This is a genomic window from Evansella sp. AB-rgal1 (assembly GCF_041820985.1).
Taxonomy (GTDB): domain Bacteria; phylum Bacillota; class Bacilli; order Bacillales; family Salisediminibacteriaceae; genus Evansella.
Genome location: NZ_JBGUAU010000043.1, coordinates 1 through 21,819, shown reverse-complemented (window position 1 = coordinate 21,819; position 21,819 = coordinate 1). Strand labels below are relative to the sequence as shown.

21 protein-coding genes are annotated in these 21,819 nt (G+C 37.2%); 16 read left to right on the top strand and 5 right to left on the bottom strand.

Annotated elements, in window-relative coordinates:
- Window positions 1-3: 3 nt before the first annotated feature.
- The 8 genes from ACERII_RS23800 to ACERII_RS23765 all read left to right on the top strand — a co-directional run bounded on the left by ACERII_RS23800 (window position 4) and on the right by ACERII_RS23765 (window position 9,397).
- The gene (locus ACERII_RS23800; protein ID WP_373645481.1) at window positions 4-1,368 is read left to right on the top strand and encodes an FAD-dependent oxidoreductase; all 1,365 of its coding nucleotides are present in this window, start codon (window positions 4-6) and stop codon (window positions 1,366-1,368) included.
- A 2-nt stretch (window positions 1,369-1,370) separates the two neighbouring features.
- Entirely contained in the window at window positions 1,371-2,546 is a 1,176-nt protein-coding gene (locus ACERII_RS23795) for an ROK family transcriptional regulator (RefSeq protein WP_373645480.1), read from the top strand.
- 98 nt (window positions 2,547-2,644) lie between these two features.
- Window positions 2,645-3,919 carry an ABC transporter substrate-binding protein gene (locus ACERII_RS23790; RefSeq protein ID WP_373645479.1) on the top strand — a complete coding sequence of 425 codons (1,275 nt, stop codon included), beginning with the start codon at window positions 2,645-2,647 and terminating at the stop codon, window positions 3,917-3,919.
- A 93-nt stretch (window positions 3,920-4,012) separates the two neighbouring features.
- Entirely contained in the window at window positions 4,013-4,987 is a 975-nt protein-coding gene (locus ACERII_RS23785; protein ID WP_373645478.1) for a carbohydrate ABC transporter permease, read from the top strand.
- Between the two features lie 12 nt (window positions 4,988-4,999).
- Window positions 5,000-5,878, top strand: coding sequence for a carbohydrate ABC transporter permease (locus ACERII_RS23780; protein WP_373645477.1), 879 nt, complete (start codon window positions 5,000-5,002; stop codon window positions 5,876-5,878).
- A gap of 16 nt (window positions 5,879-5,894) precedes the next feature.
- Window positions 5,895-7,436 (top strand): DUF4127 family protein, encoded by a 1,542-nt coding sequence (locus tag ACERII_RS23775; RefSeq protein ID WP_373645476.1) that lies wholly within the window; start codon window positions 5,895-5,897, stop codon window positions 7,434-7,436.
- Between the two features lie 87 nt (window positions 7,437-7,523).
- On the top strand, window positions 7,524-8,240 hold the full coding sequence (locus ACERII_RS23770; protein WP_373645475.1) for a helix-turn-helix transcriptional regulator: 717 nt from the start codon (window positions 7,524-7,526) through the stop codon (window positions 8,238-8,240).
- Entirely contained in the window at window positions 8,237-9,397 is a 1,161-nt protein-coding gene (locus ACERII_RS23765) for an alpha amylase family protein (RefSeq protein ID WP_373645474.1), read from the top strand. The genes ACERII_RS23770 and ACERII_RS23765 overlap by 4 nt, the downstream gene beginning before the upstream one ends.
- Before the next feature lie 55 nt (window positions 9,398-9,452).
- Here ACERII_RS23765 and ACERII_RS23760 read toward each other — a convergent pair whose 3' ends face one another.
- The 3 genes from ACERII_RS23760 to ACERII_RS23750 form a co-directional block, all read right to left on the bottom strand.
- Window positions 9,453-10,403: a GNAT family N-acetyltransferase gene (locus ACERII_RS23760; protein WP_373645473.1), complete on the bottom strand. Its 951-nt coding sequence runs from the start codon at window positions 10,401-10,403 to the stop codon at window positions 9,453-9,455.
- A complete protein-coding gene (nagZ, locus tag ACERII_RS23755; protein WP_373645472.1) occupies window positions 10,400-11,995 on the bottom strand; it encodes a beta-N-acetylhexosaminidase in 1,596 nt (531 codons plus the stop codon). Before nagZ ends, ACERII_RS23760 begins: the two co-directional genes overlap by 4 nt.
- A 90-nt stretch (window positions 11,996-12,085) precedes the next feature.
- On the bottom strand, window positions 12,086-13,393 hold the full coding sequence (locus ACERII_RS23750) for a hypothetical protein (protein ID WP_373645471.1): 1,308 nt from the start codon (window positions 13,391-13,393) through the stop codon (window positions 12,086-12,088).
- 378 nt (window positions 13,394-13,771) lie between these two features.
- Here ACERII_RS23750 and ACERII_RS23745 point away from each other — a divergent pair, with 378 nt between their 5' ends.
- From ACERII_RS23745 to ACERII_RS23725, 5 genes are all read left to right on the top strand, one after another.
- Window positions 13,772-14,356 carry a TetR/AcrR family transcriptional regulator gene (locus ACERII_RS23745; protein ID WP_373645470.1) on the top strand — a complete coding sequence of 195 codons (585 nt, stop codon included), beginning with the start codon at window positions 13,772-13,774 and terminating at the stop codon, window positions 14,354-14,356.
- A 2-nt stretch (window positions 14,357-14,358) separates the two neighbouring features.
- Complete coding sequence (locus ACERII_RS23740; RefSeq protein WP_373645469.1) at window positions 14,359-15,204, top strand: phosphotransferase; 846 nt, start codon at window positions 14,359-14,361, stop codon at window positions 15,202-15,204.
- A 629-nt stretch (window positions 15,205-15,833) separates the two neighbouring features.
- Entirely contained in the window at window positions 15,834-16,166 is a 333-nt protein-coding gene (locus ACERII_RS23735) for a hypothetical protein (protein ID WP_373645468.1), read from the top strand.
- 327 nt (window positions 16,167-16,493) lie between these two features.
- Complete coding sequence (locus ACERII_RS23730; RefSeq protein ID WP_373645467.1) at window positions 16,494-17,378, top strand: SDR family oxidoreductase; 885 nt, start codon at window positions 16,494-16,496, stop codon at window positions 17,376-17,378.
- Window positions 17,371-17,928 carry a TetR/AcrR family transcriptional regulator gene (locus tag ACERII_RS23725; protein ID WP_373645466.1) on the top strand — a complete coding sequence of 186 codons (558 nt, stop codon included), beginning with the start codon at window positions 17,371-17,373 and terminating at the stop codon, window positions 17,926-17,928. The genes ACERII_RS23730 and ACERII_RS23725 overlap by 8 nt, the downstream gene beginning before the upstream one ends.
- Window positions 17,929-18,189: 261 nt before the next feature.
- On the opposite strand, the gene ACERII_RS23720 is transcribed toward ACERII_RS23725, so the two are convergent.
- The gene (locus ACERII_RS23720; RefSeq protein ID WP_373645465.1) at window positions 18,190-18,633 is read right to left on the bottom strand and encodes an Lrp/AsnC family transcriptional regulator; all 444 of its coding nucleotides are present in this window, start codon (window positions 18,631-18,633) and stop codon (window positions 18,190-18,192) included.
- 168 nt (window positions 18,634-18,801) lie between these two features.
- Here ACERII_RS23720 and ACERII_RS23715 point away from each other — a divergent pair, with 168 nt between their 5' ends.
- From ACERII_RS23715 to ACERII_RS23705, 3 genes are all read left to right on the top strand, one after another.
- Window positions 18,802-19,389 (top strand): GNAT family N-acetyltransferase, encoded by a 588-nt coding sequence (locus ACERII_RS23715; RefSeq protein ID WP_373645464.1) that lies wholly within the window; start codon window positions 18,802-18,804, stop codon window positions 19,387-19,389.
- 100 nt (window positions 19,390-19,489) lie between these two features.
- Window positions 19,490-19,894: a GNAT family N-acetyltransferase gene (locus tag ACERII_RS23710; RefSeq protein ID WP_373645463.1), complete on the top strand. Its 405-nt coding sequence runs from the start codon at window positions 19,490-19,492 to the stop codon at window positions 19,892-19,894.
- Window positions 19,895-20,198: 304 nt separating this feature from the next.
- Window positions 20,199-20,669: a hypothetical protein gene (locus tag ACERII_RS23705; RefSeq protein ID WP_373645462.1), complete on the top strand. Its 471-nt coding sequence runs from the start codon at window positions 20,199-20,201 to the stop codon at window positions 20,667-20,669.
- A 237-nt stretch (window positions 20,670-20,906) separates the two neighbouring features.
- On the opposite strand, the gene ACERII_RS23700 is transcribed toward ACERII_RS23705, so the two are convergent.
- Window positions 20,907-21,197, bottom strand: coding sequence for a hypothetical protein (locus ACERII_RS23700; protein ID WP_373645461.1), 291 nt, complete (start codon window positions 21,195-21,197; stop codon window positions 20,907-20,909).
- Window positions 21,198-21,819: the final 622 nt, after the last annotated feature.

The window sequence follows — 21,819 nt, the reverse complement described above, 5'->3', positions numbered from 1 at the left end:
TAATTGGCACTAGAGGAACAATTTGATGTCGTAGTTGCTGGTGGGGGTCCTTCGGGGATTACAGCTGCCATCGCTTCCGCTAGAATGGGTGTAAAAACTCTCCTTGTAGAAAAGTATGGGTTTCTTGGGGGAATGGCGACGAATGCATTAGTAGGTCCACTACAAACCTTTCATGCTGGTGAAAAACAAATTGCGAAAGGGATTGGGGAGGAAGTCATCCAAAGATTAAAGGAAATTGGAGGTACACCAGGTCATGTAAAAGATATGATTGGTTTCGTTCCAACAATCACTCCAGTGGATGTAGAAAAATTAAAATATATTTATCAAGAATTAGCAGAAGAAAGCGGAGTAAAGTTACAACTTCATACCGTAGTTACCGGAGTGGAATTGGAAGAAAAAACTTTGAAAGCGCTTCACTTATTTAATAAATCTGGTCACTTTAAGGCAAGGGCTAAGACGTTTATTGATTGTACAGGTGACGGTGATGTTGTGGCGATGGCAGGTGTACCTTTTGAGAAAGGGAGAGCGAAGGATGGGCTGGCTCAACCTATGAGTATGATGTTTCGTTTGGGGCGCGTTAATACTGAAATGATAAGAGAATACATGAGGAAGAACCCAGAGGATTTTGTTTTGGCTGAGAACTGGGAGACTGTTCCGATGGTAGCTGTTTCTGGATTTTTCAGTCTTGTAAAAAAGGCGAAAGAAGCTGGCAAGTTTACCGTTGACCGGGACAGGGTGCTACTTTTCGAGCTTCCAACAGAAGGCGAAGTATCCGTGAATATGACAAGGGTTATTCGTCATGATGCCACAGATGGTCAAGCGTTAAGTAAGGCAGAAGTGATAGCGAGAAAACAGGTGATGGAGGTTGTGGAGTTCCTTCAAAATAATGTTCCTGGATTTGAAGAAGCACTGTTAATCAACTGTGGTACACAAATTGGCGTTAGAGAGTCTAGAAGAGTTATAGGGGAGTATGTTCTCACAGGGGAAGATGTGGTAACTGGAAAAAAGTTCGACGATGTCATCGCACTAGGTTCCTATCCAATCGATATTCATTCTCCTGACGGTGATGAATTAAATGTTGTCCATATGAAACCGGGAACTATTTATGATATTCCGTATCGATCTATTTTGAATAAAAGTGTTCAAAACTTATTGGTGGCTGGGAGATGTTTATCTGCTACACATGAGGCACTGGCTTCTGCAAGGGTAACTCCAACTGCTATGCTTGTAGGTCAGGCTGCAGGGACTGCTTCCGCATTGGCTGTGAAAGAGGATAAGCTCCCCCGTCAAATATCTATTAAACAATTGCAGCATTCACTTCGCAAGCAAGGATGCTATTTATCAGAAAATGAAATTGAGGGGAGTTAAAGATGCTGAAAAAAGGAGGAGACCAAAGCTTAGTAAGAATTCATAATCAGAATTTAATACTAGAAGAAATAATAAAGAATAAGCAAATTTCCAGGGCTGATCTTGCAAAGAGCTTAAACATTAGTGCGCCAAGTATTTCTACCAATGTAGAGCCATTACTCCGCTCAGGTATCTTGCATGAAAGAGGATTAGGAAAATCTGCGGCTGGAAGAAAACCTATTATGCTCCAGTTTAATTTTAAGTATGGTTACATTTTAGGTATCGATCTTAGTAAAGGGAGAATCGTTAGTGCCCTTAGTGATTTGTCAGGGAAACCGGAGAGAATTACAAAGGGAGAAAGAACAAAACATGTAGTAGGTCATGATTTGATAACGATGATTGAGGAGCATATTCACATGGTTTTGAAGAGGGAAGAAGTGGAACTAACATCTATCCTTGCTATTGCCATCGCTTCCCCTGGAATACTCATGAATCATAGACATATTCGCCTAGACCTTGATCAAATAAATTGGCAGGATGTGAACCCCGCTCTCGTTCTTCAAGAGAGATTAAATGTTCCTGTTGTACTTGAAAACGACATTAACTTGGCTACCTTAGCAGAGTATCAAAGTTTAAAGAAATATGAACAAACAGAAAATATGGTTTTTATTAGCATTGGAAGAGGGCTTGGATCAGGGCTCATCATTCGTGGGGAACTTTACAAAGGATCTTTTGGAGGTGCTGGAGAGGTAGCATTAATGTCATCTTCAATAAAGAGTCAGAATCTTCAGTACTATGAAACGATACTTTCTTTAGAGTCTTTAAGAAAAGAAGTGTTGATTAGTAGACCAATTAGCTCTAACTCGGTCCAAATAGAGGATGATGAGAAGTTTTTAGAGTATATTTCTGATTTACTTTCAAAGGGTGATCCGTATATTCACACTTGTATAGATAATATGTCAAAACACATAGCAGTCATGATTTCGAATGTTTCGGCTCTTTTTAATCCACAGCTTGTAGTAATTGGTGGAGAATTAATGACATTATCCAATTATTTATTTCCAAAAATTAAGAATGAAGTATATCGAATCTATCCTTTTCCTATTGAAATGAAGGTTTCTGAGGAAGTAGAGTATGTTGGCCTATATGGTTGTCTTGCCATAGCGAAGGAACGAGCCATTGGTCAATTAATTAATTAGAAAAACATGAAAGGGGGATAGATGAGCAGTTGAATTAGCGTGGAAGTTGATTGTAGCTTATGCCATTGTTTGCAGGAAAATCAAAGGGGGATGGAACAGTGAAGAAATGGATAGCTAGCTTACTAATAATATTCATGATAGCTGTTGTTACAGCTTGTGGTGATCAGAATTCTTCTGGTGATGGAGAGACAGAGCTAACGATTTGGGTAGCGGGAAATAGTAATCAAATTCAAGATACTTTCCGAGCGATCATTGATGATTTTAATGAACAACATGAGTCAGAAGGAATTAAAGCTAATATTCAATTTGAACCTTGGGGTGAATTAGATCAAAAGCTTAGTACCTCGTTAGCTGGTGGAGTGGGCCCAGATGTATTTATGCATGGAGCCGCGGCAGCAGCTGGATTCGCAGCTGGTAACCAGATCGAACCTTTAAATGCTTATTTTGATGACTGGGCAGATTTTTCAGAGTTCAATCCTGGTTATTTAGAGGCAGGATCTGTAGAGGGAGATTATTACGTTATACCAATTCAAGGTGCGAACCGAATGATGTTTTACAGAGAAGATATATTCCGAGAAGCGGGAGTCGAGGTGCCTGAAACGTTAGATGAGCTTCTAGAGATAAGTGAAGCTTTTGTTGAAAAAGATGGATCTCGTTTTGTTAGAGCTGCAACCAATCTTCCTACAGAGGGGAATGATCTACAGCAAATTTGGAGTGCCTTCCTATGGTCTAATGGTGGAGACATATTAAGTGAGGATTATACAGAAGCGGCTATCAATTCAGAAGAGGCTATCAAAGCGATTGAGTTCTATAAAGGATTTTTTGATAGAGAGTTAACTCCTATTGCTGGTATGGGTGGTCAAGGTGATCAGCATCCACTTGGTACTGGTGAGGTAGCCTTTACTTTTGATGGAGTATGGGCAATTGAACAAATACAAACGTATACTCCTGATGCATATGAGCATGTTCGAGTGACAGCTCCTCCAAGAGGTTTAGATGGAACAACAACACTTGTGGGTTCATCTGGTTTCTTTATGAATGCAAATTCAGATCATAAGGATGCAGCGTGGAAACTAATGTCTTTCATAGGTGATAAAGATAACATTGAAAAAGTAGCATCAGAATTAAAATTCCTACCAGTTCGACTAGATGTAGCGGATGCAGATTTCGTTCAGGAAGATCGTCTTTTCGCAGAATTTGTTGAGCTTACAACGAAAGTCAATGGTAAAGCAAATCCGAATGTACCGCGTTGGACAGCGATCCGAGATATTGTGGTAGCGAATGTAGAGAAAGCAATTTATGGTCAACTGACACCAGAGGAAGCGGTTGAAAATGCTGAGAAAGAAATCAATGAAGAAATAAATCGCAATTAAGTAGGAGTGCTTGAGGGTAACGTTAGTACGGAACTTTTCTGCCATCTGTTACCCTCGAGCCTTATACAATTAATTTCTTAGGGGGATGTCGAAATGACAAATAATGAACCAAATATTCAAGTTAAGCCCCCCTCTTCTCCTTCTTCAAAAAAGAAGAGTTACTTTCAAAGAAATAAAGATTTTTGGGGTAGTACTCAGAGACGAAAGAGGGCTCTTGCAGGTTACACATTTATTGCTCCGGCCTACCTATTGTTTGTAATATTTCTTTTTATCCCAGTCATTTGGGCATTTTATTTAAGCTTTACGAGCTATACCATTTTTACTCCAGGAGAGTTTGTTGGCATTGGTAATTATTCGAGACTAGTTAATGATAATTCGTTTCGAACAGCTCTTTGGAACACTACCTATTACGCATTAATGGTTATTCCTTTAAATATATCAATCTCCTTGTGCCTTGCACTATTGGTTAACAGAAAAATGAAGGGAATGAACTTTTTCCGAGCTGCCTACTATGTTCCAGTTGTCACTTCCATTATCGCAGCATCGATGATCTGGATGTGGCTTTATGATTCTAACAATGGACTAATCAATTATGTCCTAATTCAACTAGGATTTAACCCACAAAGCTGGTTAAATGATCCGAATCTTGCTTTGCCAGCACTAGCATTCATGCGGGTATGGAAAGGTGTAGGATGGAATATGGTTATCTTTTTAGCTGGTCTTCAATCCATCCCAAAAACCTTGTATGAGGCAGCTTCCATAGAAGGTGCTGGAGGTTGGAAAAGCTTTTGGAAAATTACATGGCCACTGTTAGCTCCTACGACTTTTTTTGTCTTTGTAATGGCCACAATTAGTACATTCCAAACCTTTGGAGAAATTTATGCTATGACATCTGGTGGCCCTGTAGGATCCACAACTACTCTCGTGTATTTAATATTTGTTTATGGATTTGAGCGATATGAGATGGGCTATGCGGCTGCGATTGCCTTTGTACTATTCTTTATCATATTTGTGTTGACGCTAATTAACATGTTCATCACACAAAAGAAGGTTAACTATGATCTATAAGGAGGGGAGAGCATGTATAGAAATAATAGGGAAGTAAAACGGTTGATTACAAGTTTGTGGATATTCTTGCTCATGTCAGCAATCGCTATCATCATGCTTTGGCCTTTCATTTGGATGTTAGTTACTTCTTTTAAACCAAATACAGAAATGTTTACGTACCCACCAACGATCATTCCAAATGAAATTGTTTTTGATCATTATGTGTCCGCTTGGAATGCGGCACCTTGGGAGCGTTTCTTCTTTAATACAGCATTTGTTGCTGGTGTGATCACCTTTAGTTCCCTGTTCTTATGTGCTTTGACTGGATATGCTTTTGCTAGGTTAGAGTTTCCAGGGAGAAACTTTCTTTTTCTATTATTACTTGCGTCTATGATGATTCCGTTCGAAGTAATGCTCATTCCGTTGTATTTAATCGTAGTTAATTTTCCTTTTACTGGCGGGAATGGCTTGTGGGGGGGAGGAACAGGATTATTAAATACGTATAGTGCATTAATAGTACCAAGACTGTTATTTCCATTTGGTGTCTTTCTCATGCGGCAGTTCTTTTTAACCTTACCGAAAAGCTTGGAGGATGCAGCTCGAATCGACGGTTGTTCAGAGTTTGGCATCTTCTGGCGAGTAATGTTTCCTTTAATCAAGCCAGCCTCTGCTACATTAGTCGTCTTTGTATTTTCTATGATGTGGGATGATTTCTTCTGGCCACTCATTGTGATCAATGACCAAAATTTAATGCCAGTTCAGCTAGGTTTACAAAGTTTCCAAACATCGCAATATACGACGGATTGGGGTCCGCTAATGGCAGCCACTGTCTGGGTTTCACTTCCAATCATCATTGTATTTCTTTTCGCTCAAAAATACTTTATGAACATTAACGTTAGTTCTGATAAGTAATGGAAGGTAGGATAGGATGAAAAAACTAGCAATCTTGCCATTGGATAATCGACCGTGTTGTTATGATTTTACGGAAAGCTTTGGAAAATGGGGCGCTGTTGAAGTGATACAGCCCCCTAAGGAAATTCTTGGAGGATTTACATCCTTTGGAAATACTGCTGAAATCAGTAATTGGATAAGAGCGGTTGCTCCTAAGGTGGACGGAATGATTCTGTCCATTGATCAGTTAGCCTATGGGGGCCTCATTCCATCTAGAATTATGGAACGAAAATGGAAAGAATGTGTAAAGATAATCGACGTTGTAAAAGAAGTCCGTGAGAAAAACCCACATTTAGTTATCTATGCTGTCAATGTGCTAATGCGTATTTCTATTACGACGAAAAATAAGGTTTTCACTCATTATTGGAAGAAAGTGTTTCGATACTCCCAGCTATATGATCGTTTCCATCGCTTAAAGGACCGAGATGTAGAAGGGGAGTTGAAGGCTCTGGAGGAAGAATTACCTTCTGAAGTACTCCAAGAATATTTACAAGCTAGAAATAGAAATCATCAAATGAATCTCATGATGATTGACTGGGTAGCGGAAGGAACGCTTGACTTTTTAGCCATCACTCAAGAGGATGCAAGTGCGGTTGGTATGCATCTGATGGAGCAAAAAAAGCTTGTGAAGAAAGTGTACGAAATGAATATCCAACGGAAGGTTTTAGTGTATCCTGGAGCAGATGAAGCTACTCAAACCTTATTAGCTAGAATGGTTCAGTTTTTTCAACGAGAGAAAGTGAGAATCTATCCAAAATACGCGTCAACCTCGGGGAAGTTGATGGTTGCAAAATTTGAGGATCGTCCTGTTGAAGAGAGCGTTATTAGTCATATTACTGCGGCGGGGGCTATCGTCGTGGAGGAATCATCAGAGGCGGATCTTATCTTATACGTGAACACACCTGTTGGTGGAGAGAAGGATGGAAATCACCCTACTGATGAAAAAGCACATTTTAACTCTCGGCATAACTTGCTTTCTTTCATTGAATCAATGGAATACGATCTTCAAAAGGGAAAAAAGGTGAGCGTAGCAGATATTAGTTTTCCAAACGCATCAGATATGGAGCTCGTTCAATTTTTATTAACAGAGAATATCTTTTTCTCCCTCACCGCCTATGCTGGTTGGAATACGGCAGGTAACACACTGGGAACATGTATTGCTCAATCCATTATTTCCATTGTGGCTCAATGGAAGGGGGAGAATAAAGAAGGGATAGCGGTTGCCCATCATTCCTTTATGATGGAGAGACTAATGGATGAGTGGGCTTATCAAGCTAACGTTCGTGGAAAAGTAAATATGGATATAGCGAGTCGTTTCAATATAGATGGAACAAATGTAGAGGATAAATATAAGGAAGTAAATCAACAAGTACAGGAGCAGTTAAAGCCTTATTTTTCACAAATAGTTGATTGTCTCCCGGAGGAGTCTGGGGATAAGAATCACTGGAAATTGGCAGTATGTGAACTTCCGTGGAATAGGACGTTTGAGGTTAGGGTGAAGGTGTCAAAGGGTACCTAGAGTCTGGTGAATTTTCTATGATGCTAGTAGAAAGAAAGTGTCCCTCTTATTATCAACATAAAAAGTTAGATATGAAGGAGGAAAAGAATGAAGGAAAAAAATGAGAATCTGTTATATGATCACCGGCACATAAAGGTAACTAGGCTGGATAAAGATCTTGAAATATCCTTAGAATCTCTTGATATAGAAAGGGTTTCATTATTATTAAGAAATTATATTCTCCATACCTCCGTACATCTTTCATCTGACATGGACATAAAAGAGAAATACTTCTATTTAATGAGTTTGTACATCGCTTTTATCCAAAAAAGAGGTTGGTATGTTCATGACGTTCTTTTTCACCATGAACTATACAGTGGAGATGGGAAGGAACTCCCGAGTCACAAGGAATTGCTAACGATATTTGAAGAGATTAGTATGAAAGTCCTTCAACATATTGAAAAGGAGGGGCATCCGCAAAATAAACTTGTTCAGCAGGTTATGGTGCTTGTGGAGGAAAGGATATATGAGGATATCTCTTTAAAAGATGTTGCAGAAAATATTTACGTTAACTCTTCTTATTTAAGTCGGTTATTTAGTAAGGAGAAGGGCATGTCCTTTTCACAATATGTAGTGGAAAGAAAAATGCTGATGGCGAAGACGATGCTGCAAAAAGGGGAAAAAATTTCGAATGTTTCCAGACAGCTAGCTTATAAGGATGTCAGTTATTTTACAAAGGTTTTCAGAAGATATTGGGGTATGACTCCGAGAGGAATGCTTACAACGTTAAAATCAGAGAAACGAAGAGTCGGAGCACATTTATGAAGAGTGACTTAACATATAGTAGTAATGTTTGTTTATGGATGGACTTTATGGCGAATTGGAAGAATCTCCTTTGTGAGAAAAAACAGCACCGTATTTTTCAGATGGCGAAGGATAGAGGAGTAAATGAAATTGTGATTGATGGAAAAATTCCTTATGGATATACCACCTTTCCCTCAAAGTGGAGTCCTCACGTATCTTCCTTTCCAAATGGAGCTTATGTAGATTGGAAGGGAAGAGATCTTGTAAAGGAATTAGTAAGGAAAGGAAAGAAATACGGATTTTTTACTTGGGTAAAACTAGATGTTTTTACAGAAGGGCATAAGGATTACAGAGATCATAATTGGGAAAAGAGAAGGGCTTGTGAAGTTACTTACTTAGATTCCTTTTCAGGAGGAAGTTCCTTTGAAGGAGAGGAGGGAAATACCAAAACGTTGTTTGTTAATCCAGCTAACCGAGAAGTTCAGGAGTATGAGCTTCATGTTATAAAGGAAGTAGCGCAGTATGAACCGGATGGGATCGTTCTTGACAGGGCGCGTTATCCTAATAGATATGCGGATTTTAGCCAAGATACAAGAGAAATGTTTGCAAAGTTCTTAGGAAGAACAGAGTGTGTCCAAACGGAAGAGATTCTTTTTTATGATGGTAGCTTACAAAGATGGGTGGAAGGACCATTGTACGCTCCGTGGATTTGTTTTCGGGCGGGGGGAATAAAGAAATTTATTCTAAAAGTAAAGGGAAACCTGAAAGAAATGAATTCTCCAAAGTTAGCTCTTTATTCCGGTGCATGGTACGAGTCCTCACATGAAGAGGGCCTTAACTGGGCTAGTAAGACCCACAATGTAAAGGAAATTCCTCCGGTAACGGGAGAGGAGGTCTATCGCTCTACAAGTCTTGCAGATATCGTGGACCGCTTATTTATTGGTAGTTATTATCCTCAGATACACAGAATCGAGGAAACGGAAGGAATGCCCCTAGTCGTGAATACAGTGGAAGATAGTATTAAAAGGGCACAAGAATTGGTGAATGGTGCATGCGAATTATATGGAGGGCTTTATTTACTGCATTACAATGAGCCAAAACTATCGGAGGCAATGGAGATGATAGATCGTCATAGTGATGGCGTGATGCTGTTTGATTTGGTTTATTTTAAAGGGTGACTCCAGGATGTTGGAGGCACCCTTTAGTGAGTGGTCAAAAAGTTCGAGGATGTCTTTATTTATTTGTACGTTTTGCATGAACATAACTACGGTGTGGAACAAAGTGAAATTTTTTATAAAAATCTAAAAGAATTGTCCAATCAATTTCCATTTCGTTGACTCCTTCTCTTTGAAGTAGCTTCAGTATTTCCATCATAAAGAAGCTACCAACTCCAGCACCACGATAGTCTTTGTGTATTCCCACTGGCCCTAAGCCACCGATGTTTTGATTATGATATTTTCCCCAATAAACGCTAGGTATCCAAAAACTATCATTTTTCGAATGAACATGAGCGAACCCAATGAGATTTCCCTTATGAAAAAGCCCAACTAAAGAGAATATATCCTTTTCGTAATTTATCGACCATTTTGTTTCTTTATACCACCTTGTACTGTGGTTCTCTTCTAAATGCTGTAATAGTTCTCCTTGGTGCTTTGGAAGCAGTCTTTGGACCAGGTAATCGTCTTTCATGGGAAGCGTGGTGTACTTATATTTACTAATATTACAACGAAGATCGTATGCTTTTCCTTCGATAGTGAAACCTTGTTTTTCAAAGAAAAGCTGTGCAGTAGTATTCTCACTAGGGATACCAGGGAAAAAATGGTGAGGATCAGATCCTACTATCACGTTACAACGTACAGTGCTTAACGTGTGATTTACCATTTTTGTGCCAATTCCCTTCCGTTGATAATCAGGATGTACAACGATACAGGAAATCCAAAGACACGTATCGTTACTCAGGATTTTATGAGTATCGGACTTTGCAACTGTAAATCCAATCAATTTACCATTCTCTATCACTAGGCAGGAACGGGCTAAATCCAAGTAAAATGGATGAAAGACATTCCTTTCAAATAACTCTTTAGAAAGTGGAAAATGGTGGAACATTGCTTCGTTCCAGAGATCCACCATGTTTTGTATAGAAACTCTAGCATTCCATTCTAACCATGAATATAAACTAGTCATCGTTTCTGACTCTCTTTGTTTACTATTGTAACAGGGGCCTTTCCTTTAGGTGGTACTTTTCCTTCTATGACCTTTTTCACACCTTGAATCACGTGAGAGGTATTACTAAAGCAAGCTATATACGTCAGGTCTTTATATGCAATATCATTTATGATTTGTGGATTCCATAAAGATATTACGATGATATTCTTTGTTTTCCCATATAATAAATCTATTAATTTTTTCCATTCTTCCTTTACATCGCGACGTTCATTAACAAATATAAGTACTTGTTCATCTTTCTTTAGCGAATGATAAATAGTATGACTTTCTTCCGTGCAAGGCTCCACATTGTTTAATTCTCTCAATTGGTAGTTTCCTTCTGTAAAAATTGTCGGGCATGGATTTTTTCGATCGCCCATGTAATTTTCGTCATTTAATGTTCTCTGGTAGATGACTGTACATGTGTCAGATGAAATAGGAAGGAGTTTTCTATCATCTTGAACAACAGTTATTCCTTCGCATGCAATTTTCACCATCAGATCGTGAGTCGGGGGATTATTGCAATGGGCGATGATTTCTTCTTTTGTTGAAGTATAATCTGGATTCACCCATTTCCTCTTATAATGTAAGATCCGTTTATATGCATTATTGATTGTTTCTGTTTTTAATTCGCCTTTTTCTACTGCTGTTACTACAGCATCCATCATTAGAAATTGAGACTCATACGTTTCCCCGCATGATAAGATCATATCGGCACCGGCTTCCAATGCCATAACAGTTCCCTGCTCTTTTCCATAAAAATAAGAGATGGCTTCCATTTCCATTGAATCAGTAATGATGAGTCCATCGTAACCATATTGTTTCCGTAGTATTCCTGTCAGGAATTTTCTACTAAGTGTTGCAGGTTTATCAGGGTCCACCAGAGGATAAATAATATGCGCAGTCATGATTGCTTCTAATCCATGCTTCATGGCTTCCTGAAAAGGAACGAGCTCAAATTCCTCTAGTTCTGTTACAGTTTTGTTAATAGTAGGGAGGCTCAAATGGGAGTCTAATTCTGTATCGCCATGACCAGGGTAATGTTTTCCACAAGCCATGATCCCCGCATCGTGAAGGCCCTTTATGGCTTCAATCCCCATTTCAGTAACCAGGTCTTTTGTTTCTCCAAAGGAACGGGATCCAATAACAGGGTTCTTTGGATTATTATTAATATCTAGAACAGGACTGAAATCTAGATTAAATCCAATTTTTCTTAATTGATATCCCATTTGATAGTGGGCGTCATAAGCGTTTTGAGGTTTATTTGTTGCACCTAGGAGCATGTTCCCAGGAGACACGGCCATTCCATCCCACAAATAGGAAATTCCACCTCCTTCTTGGTCAATAGAAATCCAAAGGGGAGGTCTCCCGATTTCCTTTGCATATAACTGAATATCTTGAATTAAAGTAATAACCTTTGAAAAATCACGAAGATTTCTTTGAAAAAGAATGACACCACCAATATGGTAGTTAGATATTGCTAGTTTTAATGACTGATCTAATTCATCATTAGGAACTGAAATAATAAATAATTGTCCTACTTTTTCCTTTATTGATTGGGAAGAGTACATGGTCCGCCTCCTTCAATTTTTTCAGCAGATGCTACTTTGCTAAAAGCCTGCGATGATGATCTCTCAACGCAGGCTTTTAGCATTAGTAAATTAATAGTTTAATTTTAGCTTGATATGAGTAACATCCACTAGGTTATCATTATGTGTTCCTGTCGTTGGTTCTGGATCTACCCATGTATTTCCACCGTCAAAGGAGAATTGGAAATGAGTAGATTGACCCTTCACTGGTTTTATAGGGATTGCACCTTTATTGGGTTTATTTGGTATTTTATCATGGTTCGTAACAAGCTTTGGTTTAATATAATTACTAAATAAAGGTGCCACTGCTTCGTAATGTGGATCATATGCTAATCCATTTTCATCAAAATAGGTTGGATCGTAGAGTCTATCTGGTGTTGCACCAGAATGTCCTACGATCATATACTGAGGACGGTCTAGATAATTTAGGTCAAGGAAATATCTAGAATAGATGACATGGTTAGCAGGAACGATTTGGAAACCACCCATTAATTCAATATCCCACGTAAATCCAGCATATGGGGAGACAGAAAGATCTAATACCCCTCCATGATTAGCTCTAACATAGCCAGCCTCTGCATATTCAGATCCACCGAAGCGACCAGTACCTTCTACTCGTTGCAAAACAGTAGCGATTGGCTTCGAGAAACCATTAGCATAATGTAAGGATATGTCTCCTCCAACCTCATTTTCAAAAATAATGTGGGAGGCAGTTCCGTTGTCTGTACTTGGTTTATAAACTTCAATCTTTAAGTTTTCTGGAGCGGAGGCAACATCGTTTTGATAATAGAATTCATCAATGGTCACCCATTCGCCCTCATCGTTTAAGTATTTCACAGGAGAGCCAACGTAGGCAGAGGACATTCCTCCGAATAAACCTTCCCCACCTGGTATATCAGTAGCGATTCTACCAGGATGTGGCCCATTACCAGCTTTAAAGTATTCCCGATTTGGTAAAAGAGAAATGAGACGTGGTTTCCAAACAGCATCTCTACCTAACTGTGCTTGTTCTGGATCATAGTAATCATCAGGAGCAACACGTAGGTGCATAGCATTTACCGCGGTTGCCGTTACATTACCAGCGTTGCCATCGATGGCACGGGAGAACTGGGCAGCCCAAAATCCATCTGCAGCCTGGTAGGTACTGTCTGTAGGAACAACAACATTCCCTAATGGAGTGATGGAACCATCTGGATCTTGACGGTATATCTCTCCTCCTTGCACATTTTCCACAAAAATACTGTACTGAAGATGATAATTTGCGTTATTTTCCTCAACCACTTCTGCAGGAATACTAGACTTTATGAAGTTTGAACTAGCAAACACAGACGATGCAGCTAATAGAAACAAAACGAATAAAAAGAAAGATTTCTTTAGCACATGAATACCTCCCATTTATAATTTATAGAAAGTATATATTATTATTTTCTTTTATTGTTAGAAGAGAATGGAATAGTCATGAAAGTGCTGAAGAAAGAAAAGAAAATACAAGAGGAGTTTAGGTGCCCAGATTTGGTGACAGGCGCTTTTATCAATTTTGGAAAGAGGATAGGAAGCAGGAGAACCGTCCCCACTGCTTAAGTCTCTTATCCTATTTTTTAGGCTAGAGATTCCTCTGCCCCCAAAATACCATATTTTCATAGAGCGAAGATTTGTACAAGTCTGTGGAATCGTACTTAGAAAAATCTCAATTGACTATTGATTGCATCTATAATAACATACGTTATATAACGTATGTTATAAAAAGGAGTTGTTTGTATGCCCCCAAAAGCGGAGATAACGAAAGAAATGATTATTCGTGCTGCATTCGAGTTAACAAGGGTACAAGGATTGGAAGTAGTAACAGCAAGAAATATTGCAAAAAAAATCAATTGCTCGACACAGCCAATTTACAGTCTTTTTGAGAATATGGATGAAATCAAGAGTGAAACGTATCAGCAGGCTCTTGATTTTCAACGAAAGCAGGTTAGTGAATATAAAAGTGACCATAACTCCAGTGCGCTAGACCTTGCAATTGGGATGCTGTGTTTCGCCAAAACAGAGAAACATCTTTTTAGGACGATCTATCTTTCTGGTCTGAAAACGTATTCTCCCCTTGAGGAAAAATTCATTGGAGAAGCCATTGCAATGGAATATTTACGTCAGAGCAGTCGTTTAAAAAGGATTGATGAAGCCAAACTCCGGGAGATAGTTTTAAACCTAACTATTTATTTAATTGGACTAGGTACAATGATTAACACAAAGACCTTGGATTTGGACATTGAAGAAGCTACGGAAATGGTAAGGAAGATGTATGATGGGTTGTTGTTGAGTGAAAGTACAGAACGGAACAAAGGAGAGTGAGAATGGTGATGAAACTGGGGAAGAAAATCGGCGATGGAGGCTGTTCGGAAGTATTTGAGTTGGAGAAGAATAAAATCATCAAACTGGCTAAACCCAACACAAGTCATTCAAGTATGGAGAGGGAATATCAAAATAGTTGCCTCGCATGGGAAGCCGGGTTAAAGGTTCCGAAACCTTATCAAATTGTAGAATGGAATAATCGTTCAGGAATAATATTTGAAAAAGTGGAGGGGGAGTCTTTATATACCAAGTTCATCAAGACTTTTACAAAATTAGTAGGTGAATTAAACTTAGAAAACACAGATCAAAATAGTTTAAGCATAACTGCCCATGTTTTATCACAAATACACGCTACACCAATATCGGGTCTGCCTTCTCAAAGGAGTATCTTAAAGTACTCCATTCTTCATGGAGGAAACTATTTGTCGTCAGAGGAGAAACAGTATGTCATTGATCTATTGGATAAAATTCCCGAAAAGTTTCAACTCTGTCATGGGGATCCCAACCCGGGAAACATCATTATTTGTGATGGGAAACCGGTAATCATTGACTGGATGGAAGCTTCCATAGGAAATCCAGAAGCAGACATAGCGGAATATATTCTAATGTTGAGATACGCTGTATTACCTCTAGATATTCCTGAAACTGCCGTGAGGGTCTTTCATTCCATTAGGGAGAAGCTAGTCATCAGTTTTATGGAAGAGTTTAAAAAGCGAGGAAATCTACCGTTGACTGACATGGATTCCTGGATGGTAGTGGTAGCTGCGAGAAAATTAAGTGCAAGCGGAATATGTGAAGAAGAGAAGCAATTGCTGACAAAGGAAATTAAAAAGAAAATCTTACTGTGAGGTTAATGAAACTATGAAAATTGCTGGAACTCATGAGAGAGGGTATAACAGATGGAATGAGTGTTGGATTTGATACCATTCATGAGCCGAAACCAATACGGGTGGTGACAGTGCACTTAAAATTAAGAATTGGCGTCGCGATTCTTCATTGCAAGCGATAAAGTTAATGAGTTTTCATCATTATGTTATAAGTAGTTAACCTAGCCATCACTTTCTTATGTGAAGGCTTTTTTTATATGTTTTAAAATAGGGAAATGAAGGTTTATGTTATTTCTTTCGTATTGGATAGTGTTGGGAATATACGATTTACCCTATTTGGGGAATAGTGGGGGGATGGAACCGAACACTGCTTGCAGATTGCTAATCCCCAATCACATAATTTATAAACACTTCTATTGTTTTCCCAGAATCTCTTCTGGATTAAGATCTACAAAAACAACCACAGTAGCCTGCATCTTTCTTGAAGAAAAGGCAGTCTACTGTGGTTTGTATTATTATTGGCAGATACTACCAAAAAACATTAAAACAAAAGAAGATTACACTAACTTTGTCGAAATTTAGTATAGTTAAGACTTTTTATATTATATTGTGTTGCTTAAATAATGAATAAATCTCCGGAGGGAATTTGTATGCAATTAGAAGATATGAGAACATTTGTTGCTAAAGATAACTACATAGATACAGCGTTTAAAAGATACTTAGATTTTAAGAATGCTGATAAATATGATGAGGCTTATAAGGTTGAAATTTTATCGAGGCTTAATGAGTTTTTGAAAGGCCAGGAGATAAACGAATTTACTGTGGTGGATGTAGTTAAAATGCTTCAAAAAGAAAATCCTCCAGCTGGGAGCTTTGTTCACTGGAGTAATACAGGAGATTTATTGAAGTATGCAGAGGACCGGCCGGAAGAGGTGTCTGGTCTGCTGAATGAGCTTTATTATTCAATGGATATGGAAACTTGAAGAGAGGGTAGAAGCTTTCAGGGAAAAGGGGAGAGCTTATAATTCAGAGATATCCCTTGGGGCGCCTTTATTCGGTTATCTCCTTGCTGCTTTTGATTACCGGAGCTATCCATTATATAAACAGGAAGTTTTTATAGATTTGAAGAATACTTACGGAATAAAGAATAGAAGTGCCTGACCCCCAGTGCGTTAATACTTTACTGCACTGGGGGTCAGGCATTTATTTATAGGTAAATAAAAAATGAACATTCTTATTATTGTCATTTTAGACTATATGGTCTAAAATGACATTAGACCATATAGTCTATGGAATGAAGTAGATAAGTAATGGAGCGAGTATTAGTTGCTGGTGCTACCGGTTACCTTGGACGATATGTTGTAAAAGCATTAAAACAACAAGGTTATCATGTCAAAGTATTGGTGAGATCGCAAGATAAGTTAAATCAAGAGGGTGCCTATTCTTCTCCCTCTATCTATGATTTTGTTGATGATATTGTTATTGGGGATGTTACTAGGTCACAAACGATTAAAGGTGTATGCTTAGATGTTGATTTCGTTTTTTCTTCAGTAGGCATAACAAAGCAAAAGGACAAATTAACATTCATGGATGTAGACTTTTATGGGAATCTTAATTTGTTGAGAGAAGCAGAACGAAGTAAGGTCCAGCGCTTTATGTATATTAATGTACATGGAGCTGATGAATGTCCCTCTACTTTAATTAAGGCAAAGCAGAGATTTGTAAATGAACTGAAGCATAGTTCTATTCATCATATTATTATCAACCCAACAGGCTATTACTCTGATATAACTGAATTTCTAACTATGGCTCGAAAAGGAAGAGTGTTTTTATTTGGTAATGGTTCAAACAAAATGAACCCTATTCATGGAGCTGATCTTGCTAATGTTTGTGTTTCTGCATTTGCAAAAGAAAACTCAATCCTCGAGGTAGGAGGAGCAGATGTTTACACTTATCGTGAGATGGCTGAATTAGCTTTTAAGGTAGTAAGTCAAAAGGAAAAAATCACTACAATTCCTGAATGGTTAGTTAAAACCAGTTTACCGTTTTTAAGGATTATCAATAAAAAGCAATACAATTTGTTTCTGTTTTTGTTTTATATGATGACTCATGACGTTGTTGCTAAATCCCATGGTAAGGTAGATCTAAAATCATATTTTGAAAGTGTTAATGAAAAAGGGGGCAATAATGTATAGTAATCAGACAAAGCTAAAGCTCATTCAAGCAACAATTGATCTAATTATGGAACATGGTCTTGAAAAATTAACTATCAATAAGGTTATTGAAAAGGCAGAAAGTAGTAAAGGGTCCTTTTATTACTATTTTTCGAATATTGATAACTTGATGAAAGAAACATTCTTCTATTCCTTAAATCATAACCTTTTTGAATTCTCATATTGTAAGGAACGGTCATTTAAAGAAAATATCAACCTATTCGGGCGTTACCTAATTAAAACGTCTAAGAAAAAGTCTCCAGAACATGCGATTATGTTTTTATGGATATCAAAGTGTTTTCAGGATGAAAACTATAAAAAGCAGTTTCAAGAAATGCGAAAGCAAATTATTGAGGAGAATACCATTTCAAGGGACCTAAAGGAAATATTTCAAGTTGATATAGAGTGGCTATATATGTTCGATATCATAATTATAGGTTTTCTTGTACATTGTATTCTTCATGAAGATGAGGACGTACTTCTATCAATTTGGGAACAAATTGTTAATGTTATGATCTCGAATAAAATCTAGATGGTATTATCCCCTTATATCTCTAAAGCTTCCTTTTATTTAGCACGATAATGTTGATTAAGCGCAACAACAATGTATTGCGTAGTCTACTATTCAATAAAAAAATTAAGACAAGTGCCACTTTGCGATGCGGAAATGTTTAAGAATCGAGGATTTGGCACTTTTTTTCTGTCGAACACTATTTATTTTGTCCCAGTAAAGGAAGCAGGAGACAGCGCCCATGCTTTCATGTGTGGGCCAAGGAACCTGTCCCTATGGCCCTTATGGCCCTGCAATAAGGCCTTTAATAAATGGTTTATATTCCACAACAGAAGATAATTTAATTAAGGTAGACGGTTCTCCATAAGCTAAAGTAGCATCAATAAATTCTTCAAGTATTTTCACTGATTCCGTTACGACTTTTACTAAATAACTATACTGCCCTGCTAAGCGATGGCATTCTACTACTATTGGATGGTCTTTGCAAAAGTCTCTGAATTTTTTTCCTTGTTTTGTGTCAAATAAAATAAATGCTGTTACATTCTTATTGAGTTTTTCAGGATTAATGATAGCCCTATACCCTCTTATAACTTCTTTATCTTCTAGTTTTTTTACTCTTTCATTTGTTGCAGGAGTGGAAAGTCCAATCTTCTTTCCCAGTTCGGTCATTGATATTCGAGCGTTTTCTTGAAGTTGACTAATAATACTATAATCAATTTCGTCCATGATAGTTCCTCCTTAACATTAAAAACTTAAGTATAAGCATATAATTAATATTTATATGAAAGTAATTATCGAAAAAACCTTAAAATTATTATGTATTTACTACAATATACCATATAGAATTATTGTTAATATATATTAACAATGAAATGTTAAGGGGAAATGTTAAAAGTGAAAAATGAATTTTATAACAAACGTATAATCCTAGAAAATCATCTTGTAAAGTTAATTCCATTTAAAGAAAAATACAGAAAGCAGTTAGAAAATATCATTTATGATAAAGAGGTTTACTATACAATAGAGTGTAAAAATGATGAAGAACTCGATAAGTACATAGAAGAAACTGTTAATAAAAGAATGTTGGGCTATTCATATCCTTTTTTAGTCATTGATAAAAGAACCAATGAAATTGCTGGTTCAACAAGGTTCGGAAATATTCAGTTTAATAATAAGCGTCTGGAAATTGGATGGACTTGGTACGGTAAGCCATATAGAGGAACTGGATTAAATAAAGCCTGTAAATTTAAACTATTAAAATATGCATTTGAAATTATGGATTTTAGAAGAGTACAATTTAGTGCTGATATTAGAAATATTCGTTCACAAAAATCAATTAAAAAGTTGGGAGCAACAAAAGAAGGAGTTTTTAGAGCCAATTATATTGATACATCAGGAGTAAGTAGAGATGATGTATACTTTAGCATTATTCAGAGAGAATGGAACGCAATTAAAAGGAATGAATTTAAAGAGTTTATTTAATTATTAATATCTGGGTAACATTGCTTTAAAAAGGAACGCCTAGCCTTGTTGTCTAATTGGTTAGTTAAACAACATATCAAATTTGAAAGAAGGTTTATAAATGGATATTTACTACAAAACAGATATAGAAAATATTACACATGAAGGTCTTCATGAATTGTTTCTTTCGGTAGAATGGGAGTCTGGAAAGTTTCCAAGTGAACTATTAAAAGCAATAAAAGGCTCTCATTCTGTTATTACTGCGTGGGATGGAGATAAACTTATTGGATTAATTAATGCATTGTCTGATGGTGCACTAACAGCCTATTTTCATTACATGTTAGTAAATCCTAGCTACCAGGGAAAAGGAGTTGGTAAAGAAATGATGGATATGATGCTTAATAGATATAAGGGATACCAAACAAAAGTGTTGATGGCTTATCCAAACGTAGTTGAGTTCTACGAGAAGTTGGGATTTAAATCAGAAGAGGGAACCACACCGATGTTTATATCAGAACTGATTTAATTCCTCCAAGGGCTTACTTAAACAAAAAACAGCAAAAAGAGATTAAGTTATGCAAGATTTTGTACTATTTGTATTTGTATATTTAAGTTCCTTTTATATTAACAAGCATACTGAGTGCAGTGAGTCAGTACTTTGCTACGCAGTACAAAGATACTAATCAATGAAAAAATTAAGACAAGTGCCATTATGCGATGTGGAAATGTTTAACGAATCGAGGATTTGGCACTTTTTTTCTGTAGAACACTCAGCTACTTTTTTTTGAGCTATAAGAGTAGTTTAGCAGAATAACGAGGATATTAAATATTTGATAATGAAGGAAGTGGAACCTTTGTCTGAAATTCAGTTTTTAGCCTCAACAAAGCCCTTTATTATACCGAAGGAAATTGGAGAAAATATAGGCTTATTTGAAAATGGCTTGAGTTTTTTTGTTACTGATTTAGATACATATTGGATAAAGATAGCTCAACAAATTATGAGGATGCCATATTTATATGAAGCAAGGGGATTGGGCAACAAAGATTTCTGGACTTATATAGAAAAGTATATGGAAGTAGGAGATGTTCTTGAATTATATAGAATCCCTGTACAACAATGGTATCAGGAAGCTATTCGAAATGTCTTAGAAAATCCAAAGCACATCACAATCAATATTGGAAGTCGTACTTATCAAAATGAGTATGGGTTAATCAAATTAAAAGAAAAAATATGGTTAGAAGAATTATCGCATCGCACGTTAGTTACCGAGTATGGTGTTACAACAATGATAAATTATTGAAGTTGACTGATATTGATGGAAGTAAATTTATTGGGTGGTTGGAACCTTTAAAAAAATGCAACTCTTATAAGGATGATCACACAGAATAGTAGGTAATAAAGTGAAGAGGTGATGTACCTGGGAAAGTGGAGCTATGTAGTAACAAATGATCCCAAAATGAAAGTGCCTGACCCCCAGTACGTTAATACTTTATCGCACTGGGGTTAAGCGTCATTTTGGTAGATGAAATACTCTAAATTACTTTTTGTTTTTATACTCATACGCAGGGCTAAAGACTTTGTCTTTCTTCTTTTCGAGAAACTCTCTATAAGCTTCAACGTCGTTCATTTTATCCTCCGGAATATCCACGATAGCACCGTTTGTAAAGTCCATTAATTTAACAACTCTATAAGTTCCTCTTCGATACCAATACATAAAACCCAAGTTGATATTTTTATAGCAGTCGGGGCAAAGGTTGTTACCAGCAACTGGTTTTAAATTGGCTTTTCTTCCTGTTCTTCCGCAATTATTACATGTTCCAAGTTCCATATGATCACCCTCAAAACACTTAAGAATTAGAACGTATGTTCCTTTCTATTGTATACGTATCTTACGAAAATAAATACATTGTCCTAAAACTTTTTTGTAAAATAAACAACCTCGTGAATTACGAGTGCTTTCTGGTGCGTTATGTAAATGAGGGTAAGGCACTTTTTTCTAGACTTCACTACTATGCCTATGGTTATGAAAATTTCCAGTTTAGTTTTTGAAATTGTAAGCGGGTATTATGGTAAAATATAACTAAAATTGTCGACACGATGGGGCGGGATTCGATGAATGTCAAAACTAGTCTAATATGGATCAACGGGGACGGTTCGAGACCAGTGAAAAAGTCACTACAAAATACTATGCAGGGTATAAAAACTGGATTTTGAATAACATCTTCTTTAAAATGAGAAGTTATTTCAAGTTATTACAATCTAGTTGAGTCTATGAAAACACAAAAAAGGTGATTAAACCCATGATATAATAGGGTTTTAACCACAAATAACCCCCCCGGAAATGGTATAATGTAAGTACGACCAAACACAAACCATAAGGGGGTTTTACCCTTGCTTCAACCAAAGTCAAAGCAAATAAGCTTTCACTCTGAATTATACAATAAAATACC

Excerpts from the sequence above, each read along its gene's own strand:
- ACERII_RS23795 (WP_373645480.1), top strand. The coding sequence starts at position 1,371 with ATGCTGAAAAAAGGAGGAGACCAAAGCTTAGTAAGAATTCATAATCAG.
- ACERII_RS23785 (WP_373645478.1), top strand. The coding sequence starts at position 4,013 with ATGACAAATAATGAACCAAATATTCAAGTTAAGCCCCCCTCTTCTCCT.
- ACERII_RS23780 (WP_373645477.1), top strand. The coding sequence starts at position 5,000 with ATGTATAGAAATAATAGGGAAGTAAAACGGTTGATTACAAGTTTGTGG.
- ACERII_RS23775 (WP_373645476.1), top strand. The coding sequence starts at position 5,895 with ATGAAAAAACTAGCAATCTTGCCATTGGATAATCGACCGTGTTGTTAT.
- ACERII_RS23770 (WP_373645475.1), top strand. The coding sequence starts at position 7,524 with ATGAAGGAAAAAAATGAGAATCTGTTATATGATCACCGGCACATAAAG.
- ACERII_RS23765 (WP_373645474.1), top strand. The coding sequence starts at position 8,237 with ATGAAGAGTGACTTAACATATAGTAGTAATGTTTGTTTATGGATGGAC.
- ACERII_RS23760 (WP_373645473.1), bottom strand. The coding sequence starts at position 10,403 with ATGACTAGTTTATATTCATGGTTAGAATGGAATGCTAGAGTTTCTATA.
- nagZ (WP_373645472.1), bottom strand. The coding sequence starts at position 11,995 with ATGTACTCTTCCCAATCAATAAAGGAAAAAGTAGGACAATTATTTATT.
- ACERII_RS23745 (WP_373645470.1), top strand. The coding sequence starts at position 13,772 with ATGCCCCCAAAAGCGGAGATAACGAAAGAAATGATTATTCGTGCTGCA.
- ACERII_RS23740 (WP_373645469.1), top strand. The coding sequence starts at position 14,359 with ATGGTGATGAAACTGGGGAAGAAAATCGGCGATGGAGGCTGTTCGGAA.
- ACERII_RS23735 (WP_373645468.1), top strand. The coding sequence starts at position 15,834 with ATGCAATTAGAAGATATGAGAACATTTGTTGCTAAAGATAACTACATA.
- ACERII_RS23730 (WP_373645467.1), top strand. The coding sequence starts at position 16,494 with ATGGAGCGAGTATTAGTTGCTGGTGCTACCGGTTACCTTGGACGATAT.
- ACERII_RS23725 (WP_373645466.1), top strand. The coding sequence starts at position 17,371 with ATGTATAGTAATCAGACAAAGCTAAAGCTCATTCAAGCAACAATTGAT.
- ACERII_RS23720 (WP_373645465.1), bottom strand. The coding sequence starts at position 18,633 with ATGGACGAAATTGATTATAGTATTATTAGTCAACTTCAAGAAAACGCT.
- ACERII_RS23710 (WP_373645463.1), top strand. The coding sequence starts at position 19,490 with ATGGATATTTACTACAAAACAGATATAGAAAATATTACACATGAAGGT.
- ACERII_RS23700 (WP_373645461.1), bottom strand. The coding sequence starts at position 21,197 with ATGGAACTTGGAACATGTAATAATTGCGGAAGAACAGGAAGAAAAGCC.